The organism is Sinorhizobium terangae, from assembly GCF_029714365.1.
Lineage (GTDB): Bacteria > Pseudomonadota > Alphaproteobacteria > Rhizobiales > Rhizobiaceae > Sinorhizobium > Sinorhizobium terangae.
The window spans coordinates 529746-546423 of the sequence record NZ_CP121660.1; the positions used below are offsets into that span (position 1 = coordinate 529746).

15 protein-coding genes and 4 pseudogenes are annotated in these 16678 nt (G+C 60.2%); 17 read left to right on the top strand and 2 right to left on the bottom strand.

Translation table 11 applies throughout. From position 1 onward, the window contains the following. Positions 1-1119, top strand: coding sequence for an ABC transporter ATP-binding protein (locus QA637_RS21170; RefSeq protein ID WP_153439799.1), 1119 nt, complete (start codon positions 1-3; stop codon positions 1117-1119). Here QA637_RS21170 and QA637_RS31030 read toward each other — a convergent pair. After that, positions 1095-1254 (bottom strand): annotated as a pseudogene (locus QA637_RS31030) (IS66 family transposase); the annotation flags it as partial. The gene QA637_RS21170 and the pseudogene QA637_RS31030 sit on opposite strands and share 25 nt — an antisense overlap. A 223-nt stretch (positions 1255-1477) precedes the next feature. Between QA637_RS31030 and QA637_RS21175 the strand changes: the two are divergent. After that, positions 1478-2388, top strand: a pseudogene (locus tag QA637_RS21175) (transposase); the annotation flags it as partial. A 46-nt stretch (positions 2389-2434) separates the two neighbouring features. Here the strand turns inward: QA637_RS21175 and QA637_RS21180 are convergent. Continuing rightward, the gene (locus QA637_RS21180; RefSeq protein WP_234886897.1) at positions 2435-2848 is read right to left on the bottom strand and encodes a winged helix-turn-helix transcriptional regulator; all 414 of its coding nucleotides are present in this window, start codon (positions 2846-2848) and stop codon (positions 2435-2437) included. 97 nt (positions 2849-2945) lie between these two features. Between QA637_RS21180 and QA637_RS21185 the strand changes: the two genes are divergently transcribed. The 15 genes and pseudogenes from QA637_RS21185 (at position 2946) to QA637_RS21255 (ending at position 16553) form a co-directional block, all read left to right on the top strand. Then, positions 2946-3269 (top strand): nuclear transport factor 2 family protein, encoded by a 324-nt coding sequence (locus QA637_RS21185; RefSeq protein WP_153439798.1) that lies wholly within the window; start codon positions 2946-2948, stop codon positions 3267-3269. Next, positions 3269-4050, top strand: a pseudogene (locus tag QA637_RS21190) (SDR family oxidoreductase). Before QA637_RS21185 ends, QA637_RS21190 begins: the two are co-directional and overlap by 1 nt. A gap of 249 nt (positions 4051-4299) precedes the next feature. Beyond that, positions 4300-4716: an MDR/zinc-dependent alcohol dehydrogenase-like family protein gene (locus tag QA637_RS21195; protein WP_153439796.1), complete on the top strand. Its 417-nt coding sequence runs from the start codon at positions 4300-4302 to the stop codon at positions 4714-4716. Between the two features lie 19 nt (positions 4717-4735). Beyond that, positions 4736-4864 (top strand): annotated as a pseudogene (locus tag QA637_RS21200) (DedA family protein); the annotation flags it as partial. A 1338-nt stretch (positions 4865-6202) separates the two neighbouring features. Then, positions 6203-6367: a hypothetical protein gene (locus tag QA637_RS21205; RefSeq protein WP_283066712.1), complete on the top strand. Its 165-nt coding sequence runs from the start codon at positions 6203-6205 to the stop codon at positions 6365-6367. Positions 6368-6608: 241 nt separating this feature from the next. Then, positions 6609-6779, top strand: coding sequence for a hypothetical protein (locus tag QA637_RS21210; RefSeq protein WP_283066714.1), 171 nt, complete (start codon positions 6609-6611; stop codon positions 6777-6779). 15 nt (positions 6780-6794) lie between these two features. Next, positions 6795-6884, top strand: a complete 90-nt coding sequence (locus QA637_RS21215) for a potassium-transporting ATPase subunit F (RefSeq protein ID WP_283066715.1) — start codon at positions 6795-6797, stop codon at positions 6882-6884. A gap of 32 nt (positions 6885-6916) precedes the next feature. Next, positions 6917-8620 carry a potassium-transporting ATPase subunit KdpA gene (gene kdpA, locus QA637_RS21220; protein WP_283066716.1) on the top strand — a complete coding sequence of 568 codons (1704 nt, stop codon included), beginning with the start codon at positions 6917-6919 and terminating at the stop codon, positions 8618-8620. A 9-nt stretch (positions 8621-8629) separates the two neighbouring features. Beyond that, positions 8630-8797, top strand: coding sequence for a hypothetical protein (locus QA637_RS21225; RefSeq protein WP_153439792.1), 168 nt, complete (start codon positions 8630-8632; stop codon positions 8795-8797). A gap of 40 nt (positions 8798-8837) precedes the next feature. Next, positions 8838-10925: a potassium-transporting ATPase subunit KdpB gene (gene kdpB / locus QA637_RS21230; protein ID WP_283066718.1), complete on the top strand. Its 2088-nt coding sequence runs from the start codon at positions 8838-8840 to the stop codon at positions 10923-10925. 11 nt (positions 10926-10936) lie between these two features. Then, positions 10937-11506: a potassium-transporting ATPase subunit KdpC gene (gene kdpC, locus QA637_RS21235; protein ID WP_283066720.1), complete on the top strand. Its 570-nt coding sequence runs from the start codon at positions 10937-10939 to the stop codon at positions 11504-11506. A gap of 51 nt (positions 11507-11557) precedes the next feature. After that, the gene (locus QA637_RS21240) at positions 11558-14263 is read left to right on the top strand and encodes a sensor histidine kinase (RefSeq protein ID WP_283066722.1); all 2706 of its coding nucleotides are present in this window, start codon (positions 11558-11560) and stop codon (positions 14261-14263) included. Continuing rightward, entirely contained in the window at positions 14260-14958 is a 699-nt protein-coding gene (locus tag QA637_RS21245; RefSeq protein ID WP_153439788.1) for a response regulator transcription factor, read from the top strand. Before QA637_RS21240 ends, QA637_RS21245 begins: the two co-directional genes overlap by 4 nt. A 38-nt stretch (positions 14959-14996) precedes the next feature. After that, complete coding sequence (locus tag QA637_RS21250; protein WP_283066724.1) at positions 14997-15449, top strand: PTS sugar transporter subunit IIA; 453 nt, start codon at positions 14997-14999, stop codon at positions 15447-15449. A 354-nt stretch (positions 15450-15803) separates the two neighbouring features. Beyond that, the gene (locus QA637_RS21255) at positions 15804-16553 is read left to right on the top strand and encodes a DUF4118 domain-containing protein (RefSeq protein ID WP_283066726.1); all 750 of its coding nucleotides are present in this window, start codon (positions 15804-15806) and stop codon (positions 16551-16553) included. The last annotated feature ends 125 nt before the right edge of the window (positions 16554-16678 follow it).

The following is a 16678-nucleotide window of genomic DNA, read 5'->3' on the forward strand; positions in this document are numbered from 1 at the left end:
ATGTCGAACATCGTCTGCGCGCACGTCGACAAGAACTATGGCGCCATAAACGTCATCAAGGATTTTAACCTCGAAGTCGCCGACCGCGAGTTCATCGTCTTCCTCGGACCGTCCGGCTGCGGCAAGTCCACGCTTCTGCGCATGATTGCCGGCCTCGAGGAGATCTCGGGCGGCGACGTCATGATCGGCGGAACGCGCGTCAACGAGCTGGAACCGCGTGATCGCGGCGTTGCCATGGTTTTCCAGAATTACGCGCTCTACCCGCACATGACGATCTACGACAATATCGCCTTCGGCTTGAAGCGCATGAAGGTGCCGAAGGCCGAGATCGACCAGCGCATCCGCGCTGTTTCGGCGACGCTCGGCCTAGATCCGTACCTGGAACGCAAGCCGACAGAACTATCCGGCGGCCAGCAGCAGCGTGTGGCAATCGCCCGCGCCATGATCAAGACGCCCAAGGTGTTCCTGTTCGACGAACCGCTGTCGAACCTCGACGCCAAGCTGCGCAACCACATGCGCATCGAGATCGCCCGCCTGCACCAGAAACTGCAGACGACGACGATCTACGTGACGCATGACCAACTTGAGGCGATGACGCTCGCCGACCGCATCGTCCTCATGAAGGGCGGCGCGATCGAACAGATCGGCACGCCCGCCGAAATCTACGAACGTCCACGTACGCTTTTCGTAGCGGGGTTTATAGGTACGCCGAACATGAACTTTCTCGATGTCACCGCGCACTCCGATAGAGAGTCGTGGAGGCTTGAAGGCGACGGTTTCCGTTTCCGCGCGTCTCGCCAAGTTTTTGAGCTGAGGGAGGGGCAAGAGCTGACGCTAGGTGTACGTCCATCGGCACTTGTTTCCTGCCCCCACGTTGCCGGGGCCGAGAACTTGTTATCCGGCTCCATCGATCTCGTTGAGTTCCACGGGGACGATGCACTGGTCTCCTTTCAGGCCGCAGGAACAGAAATCGGCGCCTTGGTCCCTGCAGCAACAGCGCCAACTCCGGGTATGCAGGTAACTTTCTCTGTAAAAAGCGAGAGCCTGCACCTTTTTGACAGCACGGGCTTGTCTATGCGTCGGCCTACCCCGGTAACGATCGTCGCAGAGGCCTCCTGACGCGTCGCGGGACCATCAGGCCTTGGCCGCGGACGCTCTCCTCGACTTGCCAGAGCCTCGCCATCCGCTCGACTGTTGCCGTTGCAACCGTCGAGCTTTCCGCGACATGCAGTCCAGGAACTTGCACCGGCTGTGTTGTAGGGCAGGGAGGTCGCCTCATGGGTGATCTCGAGCCGACCATCGGGGTAGTCGCAGACAATGACCTTCACGTCAGTAAGTCTCGCCTGCTTCCCTCTCGCCATTCATCAGCCCCTCGTTCAAATCGATGTCCAGAATGGCAAACGGCGCGTGCGAAAGTCGATCTCTTTGTCGCCGAAAGACTGTCCGGGGATTAGCGGAAATGCTGTCCCGGATTTAGAATCTCCGTACGGCAATCGAGGAACAGATGAACCTTTGCGACCGTGCCTCAGGAAGAGCCATCCTGTCCGAGGACGCCATTGTCGAGGCTGCGGCACATCGCCGGCGAGCCCGTCTCGCGCACAGGCAGGCTCGCGAGGAGATATTCGAGATGCTCCACGCCTTACGCCAGCAGGTCTGTCTTACAGCGAAATTGCGCGACGGACCGGCTATGAGCGTCGCAGCGTAGCGAAGTGGCTCAAGTTCAAGGCTCCGCCAGATAGGCGGCGAGCAGCATTGAACCCGACATCACCATGGTACTTTGAAACGTTCCTTGCCCGATCTGGAAGGAAGGGAACCGTTGCGGGCGGTATCAGTATCATGACGTCAAGCAGCGCGGCTACACCGGCAGCTTCTCCAATCTGGAGCGCCTGCTGGGAGCTTGGCGGCGTGCCGAAAAAGAGCCCGTCGATGGTGTCCTTCCATCGCGCTCAGCTTGGGATCGGTTCGAGATCCGGATACCGGCCACGCGATGTCGCCAGTTGTTGCCGCGGCGCTGTGCATCCAGCCACGAGGCCTTTTGACGCCTCGACAGGCAAGAAAGGTCGATGCCCTGAAGCAGGGGTCTACCGCATTCGCCGAGATGCGGCCTGGCGACGCGCTTCACCGGAATCCTTCGCAGCAAAAGATCGGAAGCACTGGACGTGTGGATCGACGATGCGATCGACTCAGAACGCATTCCGATCATGCGTTTTCGCATGTGTTTTGCGCAGAGACATCGATGCCGTCGACAACGCCATCGAGCTACCCTGGAGCAACGGACAGGCCGAAGGCCAGATCAATCGCCTCAAAACCCTCAAGCCCGCAATGTACGGCAGGGCAGGTCCCGAACTACTGCGGGCACGAATGCTGCGACTGCGCCACACAAATTGAGGAAGCGACACTAAGAATGTCGAGTAGCTGTTGGGACGACGATTGCCTAGCTGCCAGCGGGGGGCCCAGCGTCGCTACGGTCATCAGGGTGTCCAATTTGCATCCCGCTTGGCGGACAATTATCGGGATTCGGACTCTCCCCACGCTGGCCGGCCCATGTAAGCAGGGCATCGAGAGCCGGGCAAAGCGCTTGTCCCCAATCGGTCAGGCAATACTCAACCTTCGGCGGCACCTGATGATGAACAATGCGGCGGACAATCCCGTCATTCTCCAACTGCCGGAGCTGTTGGATCAACATCTTCTGGGAAACTGCCGGTATGGCACGTTCCAGGTCCGAGAAGCGCAACACCCGTCCACCGAATAAGTGAAACAGGATCACCAGCTTCCAGCGGCCTTCGAGCAGCTTCAGAGCGGCCTCAACTCCTTCGGCCGCTGTTTCCCGCGTGTATTGATGGGGCATACGTTTTCGTAAGTACCTGACTTATTCGTGCGTTCTTGAACTTTGTGGAAGTTAAGGCAATTTCCATACGTACGCAAGTAAACACCGGAGAGTGATTATGCCTCTTAAACTTCCCAAACCTGTTGCCGACTATTTCGCTGCCGACGCAAAGGACGGCTCGGCAGTTGCCAACCGCTTCACCCCTGATGCTGTGGTGATCGACGAAAGACAGACGTACACAGGCCGCAAGGCCATTGCTCGATGGAAGGCGGAGTCGTCCACCAAGTACGAGTACTCTTGCGAGCCGATTGCCGCCGAGGAGGAGGGGGGAAAGATCATCGTCACCGCGCACCTGACTGGTAACTTCCCCGGCAGCCCGGTCGACCTTCGTTACGCCTTCGTACTTGCGGGCGATGCGATCGCGCACCTGGAGATCGCCTGATGAACTTCGATCTAGGTCTTGAGGGCCAGCGTGCATTGGTGACGGGCGGCACAAAGGGTACGGGTGCGGCGGTGTTCAGGCTTTGCTGGCCGCGGGCGCGCGGGTCGCGACAACTGCCAGGACCGTGCCCGAACCCAAGGCGGAGGGTCCCCATTATATAGCTGCCGATCTCATGGCTGCCGAGGGCTGTGCGAAGGTCGCCGATGAGGTGCTGGCCCATTTTGGCGGCATCGACATCGTCGTCAACGTGCTTGGCGGGTCCAGCGCGCCGGCCGGTGGCTTTGCTGCGCTGAGCGACGAGGAATGGCTGAAGGAACTGAACCACAATCTGATGCCCGCGGTTCGGCTCGACCGGGCACTTCTGCCGGCAATGATAGCGCGGGGATCTGGTGTTATCATTCACGTGACGTCGATACAGCACGAGTTGCCGCTGCCGGAATCGACGACCGCCTACGCCGCGGCCAAGGCCGCACTCTCGACCTACAGCAAAAGCCTCTCAAAGGAAGTGACCCCAAAGGGGATCAGGGTGGTCCGTGTGTCGCCGGGCTGGATCGAAACCGATGCGGCCGTGGCGCTTGCCGAACGGCTCGCGAAGGAAGCGGGTACCGACTACGAGGGTGGCAAAAAGATCATCATGGGTGCGCTTGGCGGTATACCGCTCGGGCGGCCGACGAAACCGAAAGAGGTTGCTGATCTTGTAACGTTCCTTGCATCATCGCGTGCGGGGGCGATCACCGGCACCGAATATGTCATCGACGGTGGCATGGTACCTACCGCTTAAAACCACTCGTTCAGATAATAAGGAGTGCGGCAGGGGATTCCGCGTAGGTGTTCGTCGACACTTGGACGCGCCTTGCCCAAAGCTATTGTCGAGCCGATCAAGCTTCCAATGAGAGGCCATGTCGAATGTTTGCCGTCTAGGTTGAGAACCCCAGCAGGGAATATCCGCTGAGGGCGCTTTGTATTGGCGAGCAGCCCTGCCCCATAGGTCCGGATGACTTGCTACGAGGTCAAAGTCTCGCATGCGAGCTTGAACCGGCACGATCTCTTTACCCTCCAGGGGATCACGCACCACCCAGATCCTCTTTGGTTCCCGATCATTCTGGGCAATGACGGCGCCGGCACGCTGAATGACGGGACACCGGTTGCCATCTATCCGACGGTCGGCAGGGACGATTGGCGAGACAACGAGACGCTGGACCCCCACTGGCACATCTTCAGCGAATTTCTGCCAGGAACCTTTGCCGATTACATCGCCATTCCACGACGCAATGCGCATGTCAATGGAGGTCGCTTCCATTCTTTGCACAGCCTGGCTTATGGCGTATCGAGCCCTTTTCGTGCGGGCGGGCAGCATGCCGGGCTAACGCCGGCTGGTACAGGACGCACGGGGAGGCATGGCCACGGCACTGATCCAACTCGCTGCGGCGGCCGTCTGTTTCGATAGGTGTCGGTGACGTGGTGCCACTGTGTTTGCGGGTGTCATGCGGGAGCCGTGGTGGTCCTTTCTGCTGCTGGTAACAATCGCGAAGACGGGACGCTATCTTGTTCTCGCCGTCGCGACGTTCGGAACTCTATCGGCATTCGGCATTTGATGAATTTTTCGCACCAGCCGGTCCGCAACCACGGAGCGAAGAAGATTTGAGGGTCGTAGCGCACCAGCCTTCATTCAGCAGGAGCCATCCAGTCTCGCCTTGATCGCGTTCATCTGCTCGATCTCCTTGCGCGCGGGATGTCTCTATTTGAACGGGCGCAGGTGGACGTGAGCTTCCATTCGGCGGATGGGGTTGGTGAAGAAGCCGAAATCTTCTTTGATCTCAAGGAAGCGAAATTGGCCGAGCGACCTGCGCCTTCGTCGGCGCCGGTGCTTCGATGGAACGTATGGGAAAATCGCGGCTTTCCTGAGAGCCGGCAGTAGTCCAGTTGTGTCCGTGCAGGCAATCAACCGGGCCTGAGCGATACAACACTAGGAGGGCAGCAGGTCGTACATATGAAATCTTTATGCTGTTGCTTGGCGTCTCCTCTCGATTTCATATGGCAGTCGGGTTCATCATTCCTCTCCATCCGGAGTTTCGCCGATGAATTTCAAATTTCGGGATCTGATTGGCCAACCGAACGACGGCTCCGAGTCTGGGGTCGTGTTGTGGGTGTTTCAGGACTACGACCGACACTGGCGCGTCCGGAAGGAAGGAGAGCGCTCCGACGTGGCACATCCGTCGCGACGAGAGGCCGTTGTTTTCGCTCGGGAACTCTGCGCGGGACACCGATCCTATAAGATATATCTCCAGCTAGCTGATGGTCGTTTCGCGCTGGAACTTCTGAACACCGGCGGCGGTGCATCCAAGACCTGCTGCTGATTAACGGTGTTGAATCCCACTTACTCATTCTTGGCGCGCAGACGGCACCCGCATGCGTTCTTGAGCCGGGCTGCGCGACCGGCAGCGACGCATCTTCCGCCTGTCGACTATCCGCCAGATTGGTCGCCGGAATCGAAGTTCTCCGCCGCGTGCTGCACGGGCTTTCCCGTAGCAACCCATCTGGCGAGTGGACGATATGAAACGCCCATGCGGTCGCCGGCTATCCAAATGAAGTTCCTACTTCTTTTCCATGAGCCCGCAATCGAAAAGTTATGGGGGCGCCAATAACGTGTCGGCATGGATGGCCCGAGGTCGATCAGGTTTCGATTGTATCGGGTGGCATCCGGCAAAACAGATGGAGCACGATAAATGTATTCCCGTCTCGGCACGGATCACTTCACCCCGCATATGCGGCAGACCCGGCGCCCAGCCGTCACCGATGAGAGGCGTGCGGAGGCGCTCCCTTATCCGGAGGATTTGTGAATTTTCCTGCGGCTCGGGATCGTCATTGGTACTGTCTCGATAGCGATAGCGCTTCTAAGCTGGGCCGCGCATTGATCGGGCGGGGCGGGCGAAATGGAGAACAAAGACCCCCGACAGGCCTCGCATGCGCGGACCCGAAGGCCATCGACCACAACGGTCGAGATATTGACGACGGAAATGCAAGGCATCATTCCGGTCACGATCGCGATGTTCGCCGTTATCGTCATCCTTGGCGTCGTCATGGACTTGGCGAGATAGGTCGGACCAGGAAAGGCAGCTTGTCGCCGGCACGCGCCGGCGCCGGGCAAGCAGGGTTACCTTCGCACCGCGTATGCAGCTCTTCGGCGATACGGGAGCCAAGGCAGCCGATCACCAAATTCCTATACGTTTCCTATTTCTTTCCTTTCCCGCCTCTCTCGAATCTTTATGCGGTTCGGAGCCATATTCTCGCCAAAATTTGACATCGCGCGCCGCACCCCTCGATCGTGCGGTGAGTGGGATGTCCACGCCATTGCGTCTGCCCGCCGATCGGTTCTCACCGCCTCCAGGGGAGCGCAGTAAGTCGAAACAGCGCACAGGAATTATCGACATGGACGTTGTCGTTCTCGCCATGGGCATCGTGTTCTTCGCCCTATCGCTTGTCTACGTCAGGGCGTGCAGCAACCTCTAATAGCGGAGCGCAAAGATGCTCATTGATTACACTCTCGGTGGTGTGGTGACGGTATTTCTTCTCGTCTACCTGACCCACGCCGTCGTTCGCCCGGAGCGGCTCTGATCGCCAGGCCTAATGCTCGGAAAGCCATACCTATGACTCTCAACGGATGGATACAGATCCTCGTCTTCTGCGGGATCATCATTTTGCTCGTGAAGCCGCTTGGCGGTTACATGACGCGCGTCTTCGACGGCGAGCGCACGGTTCTTTCGATCCTCTTCGGTCCAATCGAGCGCGGTCTTTACCGGATTGCCGGAACGAGCGAACGCGAGGAACAGCATTGGACCGCCTACGCTGCGGCGCTGTTGTTCTTCAATCTCGCCGGCTTCCTGCTTCTTTATTTCCTCCAACGCCTACAGGGCGCCTTGCCGTTCAATCCGGCCGGCATGAGCGCCGTCCCGCCAGAGCTTGCCTTCAACACGGCGGCGAGCTTCATGACGAACACCAATTGGCAGAACTACGGCGGCGAAAGCACGATGTCCTATCTCGTGCAGATGGCCGGACTGACGGTGCAGAACTTCGTCTCGGCGGCAACCGGCATTGCCATCGCGGTGGCCCTGATCCGCGGCTTTGCCAAGGCTTCGGTAAAGTCGATCGGCAATTTCTGGGTCGATATGACCCGAAGCACACTCTACGTGCTGCTGCCGATCTGTGTCTTGCTGACGCTCGTCTATGTCTACCTCGGCGTGCCTCAGACCCTCGGCGCCTACGTCAACGCGACGACGCTTGAAGGCGCGCAACAGACGATCGCGGTCGGCCCTGTCGCCTCGCAGATCGCCATCAAGATGCTGGGCACCAATGGCGGCGGCTTCTTCAACGCCAATGCGGCGCATCCGTTCGAGAACCCGGACGCGATCTCGAACTTGATCCAGATGGTCTCGATCTTCGCGATCGGCGCGGCTCTCACCAATGTCTTCGGCCGCATGGTCGGCAACCAGCGGCAGGGCTGGGCCATTCTTGCCACCATGGGCGTTCTCTTCCTCGCGGGCGTTGCCGTTTGCTATTGGGCGGAGGCTGCAGGCAATCCGCTCGTGCATGCGCTTGGCCTGGAGGGTGGCAACATGGAAGGCAAGGAAGTGCGTTTCGGCATTCCCTTGTCGGCACTCTTCGCCGCCATCACCACAGCGGCGTCGTGCGGGGCTGTCAACGCCATGCATGACAGCTTCACCGCGCTCGGTGGCCTGATCCCGTTGATCAACATGCAGCTTGGCGAAATCATCATCGGCGGCGTTGGCGCGGGCTTCTACGGCATCCTTCTGTTCGTCGTGCTGGCAATCTTCGTCGCCGGGCTGATGGTCGGCCGCACGCCGGAATACCTTGGCAAGAAAATCGAGGCGAAAGAGGTCAAGATGGCGGTTCTTGCCATCCTTTGCGTCCCGCTTTCGGTCCTCGGGTTCACGGCGATCGCAGCGGTTTTACCGAATGCGGTAGCGTCAATCGCCAATCCAGGCCCGCACGGCTTTTCGGAGATCCTCTATGCCTACACGTCGGGTACGGCCAACAATGGCTCTGCCTTCGGCGGCCTGACCGGGAATACGCCCTGGTATAACATCACCATCGGTCTCTCGATGCTGATCGGACGTTTCCTGGTGATCATCCCGGCGCTCGCGATCGCTGGCTCGCTCGTGACCAAGAAGACCGTGCCTGCCTCGGCCGGCACCTTCCCGACCGATGGCGCGCTGTTCGTTGGCCTCCTGGGTGGCGTCATCCTGGTCGTCGGCGGGTTGACCTTCTTCCCGGCGCTCGCCGTCGGGCCGATCGTCGAGCATCTCGCCACGCTTCTCGGACAGACCTTCTGAGGTGATGCCATGGAACAGCGATTCCAGCAGTCACGCAAACACTTTGATCCCCGCGCCACGGCGCGGGGACCGGTCGAGCCGCCGCGCGTATCGAGCATCCTTCTCCTGATGACGGGCGTCGTGGTGCTGATCGCGCGCCTTGTCGAGGCGCTCATTCCATTGTTCACGGCGGTCTGACGGATCGCGGTGATCTTAGACCTTCAAGCTGGAGTCTCCTATGAGCCAGTCCAAATCCGCGAGCATCATGGACGCTCGCATTCTCATACCCGCCATCGGCGATGCTTTTCGAAAGCTCAATCCGAAGACACTTTCCAGGAATCCGGTGATGTTCGTCGTCGCCGTCGTCTCCGCATTGACCACTGTCTTGCTTGTCCGTGATCTGATCACGGGCGGAGATAACATCGGCTTTTCCTTCCAGATCGTGATCTGGCTCTGGTTCACCGTTCTGTTTGCCAATTTTGCCGAAGCGGTGGCTGAGGGTCGCGGCAAGGCGCAGGCGGAGTCGCTGCGGCGCACACGCACGGAAACGCAAGCGAAGCTGCTCAAGGGCGACGATATCAACAACTTCAAGCTCGTTCCCGGCACAAGCCTGAAGGTCGGCGACAACGTCCTCGTCGAAGCCGGCGACATCATCCCCTCCGACGGGGAGGTGATCGAAGGTGTGGCCTCAGTCAACGAGGCAGCGATCACCGGCGAATCCGCACCTGTCATCCGCGAGTCCGGCGGCGACCGGTCCGCCGTCACCGGCGGTACCCAGGTCCTGTCGGACTGGATCCGGGTGCGGACCACCGCCGCGGCTGGTTCGACGTTCATCGACCGCATGATCGCGCTCGTCGAAGGCGCCGAACGCCAGAAGACCCCCAACGAGATCGCGCTTAACATCCTGCTTGCCGGCATGACGCTGATCTTCGTTCTAGCGACGGCGACGATTCCGAGCTTCGCCACCTATGCTGGCGGCTATATCCCGGTTCTCATTCTCGTCGCACTCTTCGTCACCCTGATCCCGACGACGATCGGTGCCTTGCTCTCGGCGATCGGCATCGCGGGCATGGATCGCCTGGTGCGTTTCAACGTCCTTGCCATGTCCGGCCGTGCGGTCGAGGCGGCCGGCGACGTCGACACGCTGCTGCTCGACAAGACCGGCACGATCACGCTTGGCAACCGCCAGGCCACCGAATTCAGGCCCGTGCGCGGCGTCTCCGATCAGGAACTCGCAGATGCGGCGCAGCTTGCATCGCTGGCCGACGAGACGCCGGAGGGCCGCTCCATCGTGGTGCTTGCCAAGGAAAAATACGGCATCCGTGCCCGCGACATGGGAAGTCTGCATGCGCACTTCGTTCCGTTCACTGCCCAGAGCCGGATGAGTGGTGTCGATTTCGACGGCTCTAGCATCCGAAAGGGGGCGGTCGATGCCGTTCTCCAGCACGCCGATCGTACGACTGTGGCGAACATCAACGGCACGGCAAGCGTCGTCGTGCGTGATCCGCAGGCGGCGCGAGAGCTCCAGGCGATCGCCGACGAGATCGCCAAGTCCGGCGGCACGCCGCTCGCCGTCGTCAAGGACGGCCGGTTGCTCGGCGTCGTACACCTGAAAGACATCGTCAAGGGCGGCATCAAGGAGCGCTTTGCCGAACTGCGCCGCATGGGCATTCGCACCGTCATGATCACCGGCGACAACCCGATGACGGCCGCCGCGATCGCGGCGGAGGCCGGCGTCGACGATTTCCTTGCGCAAGCCACGCCCGAAAACAAGCTCAGCCTCATCCGCGAGGAGCAGGCCCAGGGCAAGCTGGTGGCGATGTGCGGCGACGGCACCAACGACGCTCCGGCTCTCGCCCAGGCCGACGTCGGCGTCGCGATGAACACCGGCACGGTGGCGGCGCGCGAAGCCGGCAACATGGTCGATCTCGATTCCGACCCGACCAAGCTCATCGAGATCGTCGAGATCGGCAAGCAGTTGCTGATGACGCGCGGCGCCTTGACGACCTTCTCCATCGCCAATGACGTCGCGAAATACTTCGCGATTATACCGGCGATGTTCCTGGCGTTCTATCCGCAGCTCGGTGCACTCAACATCATGGGGCTCGCGACACCGCAAAGCGCCATCCTGTCAGCGATCATCTTCAACGCGCTGATCATCGTCGCGTTGATCCCGCTCTCGCTGAAGGGCGTGAAATACCGGCCGATCGGCGCCGGTGCGCTGCTGTCGCGAAATCTCCTGATTTATGGCCTCGGCGGCATCATTGTGCCCTTCGTCGGCATCAAGGCAATCGACGTCGTCATAACCGCGTTTGGCCTCGTTTAAGGATCATGACCATGTTGAAACAACTCAGACCCGCGATCGTCATGATCATCGCATTGACCGCCATAACCGGACTGGCCTACCCGCTCGGCATGACCGGGATCGCCCAGGCGCTCTTCCCGTATCAGGCCAATGGTAGCCTGATCGAAAAGGACGGCAAGGTGATCGGCTCGGAGCTGATCGGTCAGTCCTTCATCGGTGAGGGCTATTTCCATGGCCGTCCCTCTGCTGCTGGCGACGGGTATAATGCCGCGAGTTCCAGCGGTTCAAACCTTGGTCCCACCAATGCCAAGCTGATCGATCGAATGAAGAATGAAGCGGAGGCATTGAAGGCGGAAAACCCCTTGGCGCCGGTACCGATGGACCTCGCGACGACGTCGGGCAGTGGCCTCGACCCGCATATTTCGCCGGAAGCCGCCTACTTCCAGGTTCCGCGCGTCGCCAAAGCCCGCAGGCTCGACGAAGCAGCAGTCAAGACGCTGGTCGATGACCATGTCGAACAGCGCGAACTTGGGTTCATGGGCGAACTGGCGGTGAATGTTCTCGCCTTGAACCTTGCACTTGATCGTGTTGGGGCCCAATGACGAATGCGGCCGGGGTCATCCCCGACCTTGATCGCGAGGGAATGCGCCACAATGCCTGACGAAAGACGCGACATCGATACCAGGCCCTCGCCGGAAGCGCTCCTCGAGGCCGCTCAACGCGAGGCCCGCGGCCGCCTGAAGATCTTCCTCGGTGCCGCGCCCGGCGTCGGCAAGACCTACGAGATGCTGGTTTCGGGAAGGGCGCGCAAGGCCGAAGGCGGCGATGTCGTCATCGGTGTCGTTGAGACCCATGGTCGCAAGGAAACCCAGGCGCTTGTCGATGGCTTCGAAGTGGTCCCGCGCAAGAGTGTCAACTACAAGGGACACCTCCTCGACGACATGGACCTCGACGCCATCCTCGCGCGCCACCCGGAACTGGTTCTCGTCGACGAGCTTGCCCACACCAATGTCGACGGCAGCCGCCATGCGAAACGCTACCTCGACGTCGAGGAGATCCTGGCCCGAGGCATCGACGTCTATACGACCCTCAACGTCCAGCACATCGAAAGCCTCAATGACGTCGTCGCGCAGATCACGCGCATCCGGGTCCGCGAGACCGTGCCGGACTCGATCATCGATCGCGCCGATGACATCGAGATCATTGATCTCACCCCGGACGACCTGATCAAGCGCTTGCACGAGGGCAAGGTCTATTTGCCGAAGACGGCAAAGCGGGCGATCCAGAACTACTTTTCGCCCGGCAACCTGACGGCCCTGCGCGAACTTGCTTTGCGCCGCACGGCGCAGCGCGTGGACGAGCAGCTTGTAAGCCATATGCAGGCGCACGCCATTCCCGGCCCCTGGGCGGCGGGAGACCGGGTGCTCGTCTGCGTCGACGAGCATCCGCGCGGCGCGTCGCTCGTGCGCTACGCCAAGCGCCAGGCGGACCGCTTGCGCGCTCCCTGGGCGGCGCTTCACGTCGAGACGTCGCGCTCGGTCAACCTCTCGGATGCCGATAAGGACCGGCTTGCCGCGCATCTGCGCCTCGCTGAGCAACTGGGCGGAGAGGCAACGACGATTCCCGGGCAGAACGTGGCAAGCGAAATCCTTCGCCACGCGGCGGCGAACAATGTCACCCAAGTGATCATCGGCAAGCCCAGCAAGTCCCGCTGGCGCGAGCTCGTCGAAGGATCGGTCTCCCATGACCTGATCCGGCAGGCGGGCGACATCAGTGTGCATGTGATTTCGGGAGCGGCGGCAGCGGCAGCCGAGCAGCGCGGCATCAAGACGGCGCCGCCTCCGGCGCAGGTCAAGCTCCGACCCTATTTGTTGAGTACGCTCTACATCTCCGCCGCACTCGCGCTCGGCGCGCTGCTGGACCAGGTTCTGGATGTCCAGAACATAGCGCTCGTCTTCCTGATGGCGGTGCTGACTTCGGCGCTGACCGCGGGACTGTGGCCAGCGCTCTATGCCTGCGTCGTCAGCGCATTGGCCTTCAACTTCTTCTTTCTCGATCCGCGTTACACGCTGACGATCGAGGATCCGGAAAGTGTTCTGGCACTGGTCTTCTTTCTCGTGGTTGCCGTGACGGCAAGCAATCTGACCGCGCGCGTCCAACGTCAGGCCGTCGCGGCTCGCCAGCGCGCCAGAACGACTGAAGACCTCTATCTCTTCTCCAAGAAGCTCGCCAGCACCGGCACGCTCGATGACGTGCTGTGGGCCACGGCCTACCAGATCGCCTCCATGCTGAAGGTGCGGGTCGTCATTCTCCTTCCGGAGGAAAATTCGATCGAGGTCAAGGCAGGTTATCCGCCGGACGACACACTGGTCGATGCCGATATCGCCGCCGCCCGCTGGGCATGGGAACATGACCGGCCCGCCGGGCGCGGGGCCGACACGCTGCCGGGTGCAAAGCGCCTCTATCTCCCCTTGAAGACTGGCCGCACGGCGATCGGCGTGGTTGGGCTCGACAATGACAAGCAGGGACCGCTGCTGACGCCCGAGCAGCAGCGGCTCTTCGATGCGCTGGCCGATCAGGCAGCGCTCGCCATCGAGCGGATCCAACTCGTGGCCGACGTCGATCGGGCGAGATTGGCAGCGGAGGCCGACAGGCTGCGCTCCGCGCTGTTGACGTCGATCTCCCATGATCTCAAGACGCCGCTCGCCGCAATCATGGGAGCCGCCGGCACGTTGCGCGACTATTCCGGCTCTATGCCTGAAGGCGACCGTACCGACCTGCTCTCCACAGTCGTGGATGAGTCCGAGAGGCTCAACCGTTTCATCGCCAATCTGCTCGACATGACACGCATCGAATCCGGCGCGACCGCACCGACTGCATCCTTCCATTATATCGATGATATCGTCGGCACGGCCTTGCGCCGAGCGGGCAAGATCCTGGCACGACATAAGACGGCGATCGACATACCGCCCGATTTGCCAATGTTGAAGCTCGACCCCGTCCTGTTCGAGCAAGTGCTGTTCAATCTCATCGACAATGCAGCCAAATACGCTCCACAAGGCTCAACGGTGATGATCCGAGCATGGATCGACGGAGGAGCGGTTACTCTCCAGGTCATCGATGAGGGCCCGGGCATCCCAGGCGGTGATCTCGAGCGCATATTCGACAGCTTTTATCGTGTTCAAAAGACCGATCACGTGCGCGCGGGCACCGGACTCGGACTTTCAATTTGCAAGGGCTTTGTCGAAGCCATGGGCGGAACAATCTGTGCCGGAAACAGAACCGATCGGTCGGGAGCGATCTTTACGATTTCCATGCCGATCCCGACCGAAGCGAGAAATGTGGAAGGTCTGACATGACAGTCTTAACGGTGAAAATACTCGTCGTCGACGACGAGCCTGCGATTCGAAAGCTGCTGCGAGTCGGGCTGACAAGTGAGGGTTATACCGTAATTGAAGCCATGAACGCCAAGGAGGCGATGAGCCTTGTTGCCAGAGAACAGCCGGACCTGATCCTTCTCGACCTCGGTCTGCCAGACATAGCTGGCCACGATCTGCTCGCGAAATGGCGCGGCGATTTCCTGGAGCAGCCGATCGTCGTTCTCTCCAGCCGCACCGATGAGGTGGGCATCGTCAGGGCCCTCGAGGGCGGTGCCGACGACTACGTCACGAAGCCCTTCGGCATGAAGGAGCTTGCCGCCCGCATTCGCGTCGCTCTTCGGCACAGACTGCAGCAGCGGGGCGAGAAGCCGATATTCAAGACGGGCGATCTTTCCGTCGACCTGGTGAAGCGGATCGTCAAGGTGGCCGACAAGGAGGTCAAACTGTCTCCCAAGGAATACGACATCCTGCGCATTCTCGTGCAGTACGCGGGCCGTGTCATCACGCACCAGCACCTGCTGAACCAGATCTGGGGCGGACCGACTGACGTTCAATATCTCAGGGTCTACGTGCGCCAGCTTCGCCAGAAGATCGAGTGCAGCCCGGATCAACCGCAATATATCACCACGGAAACAGGCGTCGGTTATCGCCTCCGCGAAGCAGAACAGAATTGAGGCTCCCGTTCGAGATTGTTCGGGAAGCGGATTGTGACATGAATATATCTGAGATTCTCAAGCCGGAGCATGTTGTCATCAATGTCCATGCTCCTTCAAAGGTCATGCTCATCCATCTCCTTGCGGAGAAGGCGAGCCAGGCAGTCGGCATCGACGAGGATGAAATATTTCGCGCAATAAACAACCGCGAAAATCTTGGTTCCACGGGAATTGGCCAAGGGATTGCGATTCCGCATACTCCCATTGCTGGCCTTCAGGCGCCGTTTGCTCTCGTCGTACGGCTCAAGCAACCCATTGATTTCGAGTCCATCGATGATGTCCCCGTGGACATAGTCTGTCTTCTGCTCACCCCTATGCAAGGCAGTGCCACCCATTTGAACGTCCTTGCCTTGCTCGCGCGAAAGCTTCGCTCATCGGAGACCCTGAGCGCGATACGAGAGGGCTCAGAACCGGAGGAGGTATACCTTTCGCTGTTGGACGAGAGTCTCTGACGCTTCAACGCTTTAGGTCTTTGTTTTGTGCATATCGTTGACGCAGACCGCTGCACCCTCTTGGGCAACATGCACTCACTGTCTTCACAGTGAGTGCCGGAAGCGAACGGTGTGAACCGATACGAGGCAAAGTGCCTTGTAAGCCGCATCTCTGGCGGACCGCGAACACGCAATGGGAGTATAATTGGTACGTATATCGCGGCACAACGAGTGCTTTTTAGAAGGAATCGCACCAATGGCCGGTGGTAAATCGAAGCTACAACAGGACATCACGCCACGCGTGGCAGCCGATCTGCGTTTGAGCTCGGCACCGTTGGAGGTTCCGGAGGTGGTCGGTTACTTGCATCCATAGCAATGACCGCCATCGCCACGTTGATTGCCGTTGGAATCGACAGCGGCGTGGCGATCCCGAACATTTCTCTCATATTCGTGGTGCCGGTGGTCGTCGCCGGCGTAGGCTTCGGCTTGGGCCCATCGCTCTGCTCAGCCGTGCTTGGCGCTCTCGCGTACAACTTCTTTCTGACCGAGCCGCGCTACACGCTGCTCGTCGATGATCCGGCAAACATCTGGGCAATAGGCCTGCTTTTTGTCATTGGGCTTATCGTCAGTAGCGTTGCCTATACCTCTCGGCGCAGAGCGACTGATGCGGCACTGTTGAGGTCCCAAGCGGCGGTGTTGCAAGACTACGGCCGTGCCGTCGTCGCGGCCGCCAGCATGGAGGCGATCGTCTCAACCACCGTCCAAACCCTTGCAGCGCTTTTCCAAGTTCCTGTCGCCGTGATGACCGTATCGGGGAGTGAAGTGGTCTCCGTCAACGCAGTGGGAGATATTGAGCTTCAGGAGGCCGAATTCGAAGCGGCGCGCTCCTCATTGGAGATGCGCACTGTCATTCGTGCCGAAACCTACCCAGCTACGGCCTCACGATTTGAATTTTGGCCCGTAAAAACGTCGACGGGTCAGTGCGCTGCCATTGGACTGGCGTTCAACCGCGGCGATCGTCTTTCGGAACCGGAAACTTCCGTCGACATCGTTCGGAGTGTTCTGGCCTTGGCACTTGATCGTCAGCATACTCTGGATGGCCGTGATGCTCGGTCTGCATGTTGAGCCGCGAATGGTCACGGTAAAAATCGCAAGCTAAGGGCTTGCGCACGTGAACTGTTAGGCCGAGACGTCGGCGGCGAACACCAACGAACCGAGCGTGTCTGGCGTGCAGCGTGCCTATCGATCCC

Excerpts from the sequence above, each read along its gene's own strand:
- QA637_RS21170 (WP_153439799.1), top strand. The coding sequence starts at position 1 with ATGTCGAACATCGTCTGCGCGCACGTCGACAAGAACTATGGCGCCATA.
- QA637_RS21180 (WP_234886897.1), bottom strand. The coding sequence starts at position 2,848 with ATGCCCCATCAATACACGCGGGAAACAGCGGCCGAAGGAGTTGAGGCC.
- QA637_RS21185 (WP_153439798.1), top strand. The coding sequence starts at position 2,946 with ATGCCTCTTAAACTTCCCAAACCTGTTGCCGACTATTTCGCTGCCGAC.
- QA637_RS21205 (WP_283066712.1), top strand. The coding sequence starts at position 6,203 with ATGGAGAACAAAGACCCCCGACAGGCCTCGCATGCGCGGACCCGAAGG.
- QA637_RS21210 (WP_283066714.1), top strand. The coding sequence starts at position 6,609 with ATGTCCACGCCATTGCGTCTGCCCGCCGATCGGTTCTCACCGCCTCCA.
- QA637_RS21215 (WP_283066715.1), top strand. The coding sequence starts at position 6,795 with ATGCTCATTGATTACACTCTCGGTGGTGTGGTGACGGTATTTCTTCTC.
- kdpA (WP_283066716.1), top strand. The coding sequence starts at position 6,917 with ATGACTCTCAACGGATGGATACAGATCCTCGTCTTCTGCGGGATCATC.
- QA637_RS21225 (WP_153439792.1), top strand. The coding sequence starts at position 8,630 with ATGGAACAGCGATTCCAGCAGTCACGCAAACACTTTGATCCCCGCGCC.
- kdpB (WP_283066718.1), top strand. The coding sequence starts at position 8,838 with ATGAGCCAGTCCAAATCCGCGAGCATCATGGACGCTCGCATTCTCATA.
- kdpC (WP_283066720.1), top strand. The coding sequence starts at position 10,937 with ATGTTGAAACAACTCAGACCCGCGATCGTCATGATCATCGCATTGACC.
- QA637_RS21240 (WP_283066722.1), top strand. The coding sequence starts at position 11,558 with ATGCCTGACGAAAGACGCGACATCGATACCAGGCCCTCGCCGGAAGCG.
- QA637_RS21245 (WP_153439788.1), top strand. The coding sequence starts at position 14,260 with ATGACAGTCTTAACGGTGAAAATACTCGTCGTCGACGACGAGCCTGCG.
- QA637_RS21250 (WP_283066724.1), top strand. The coding sequence starts at position 14,997 with ATGAATATATCTGAGATTCTCAAGCCGGAGCATGTTGTCATCAATGTC.
- QA637_RS21255 (WP_283066726.1), top strand. The coding sequence starts at position 15,804 with ATGACCGCCATCGCCACGTTGATTGCCGTTGGAATCGACAGCGGCGTG.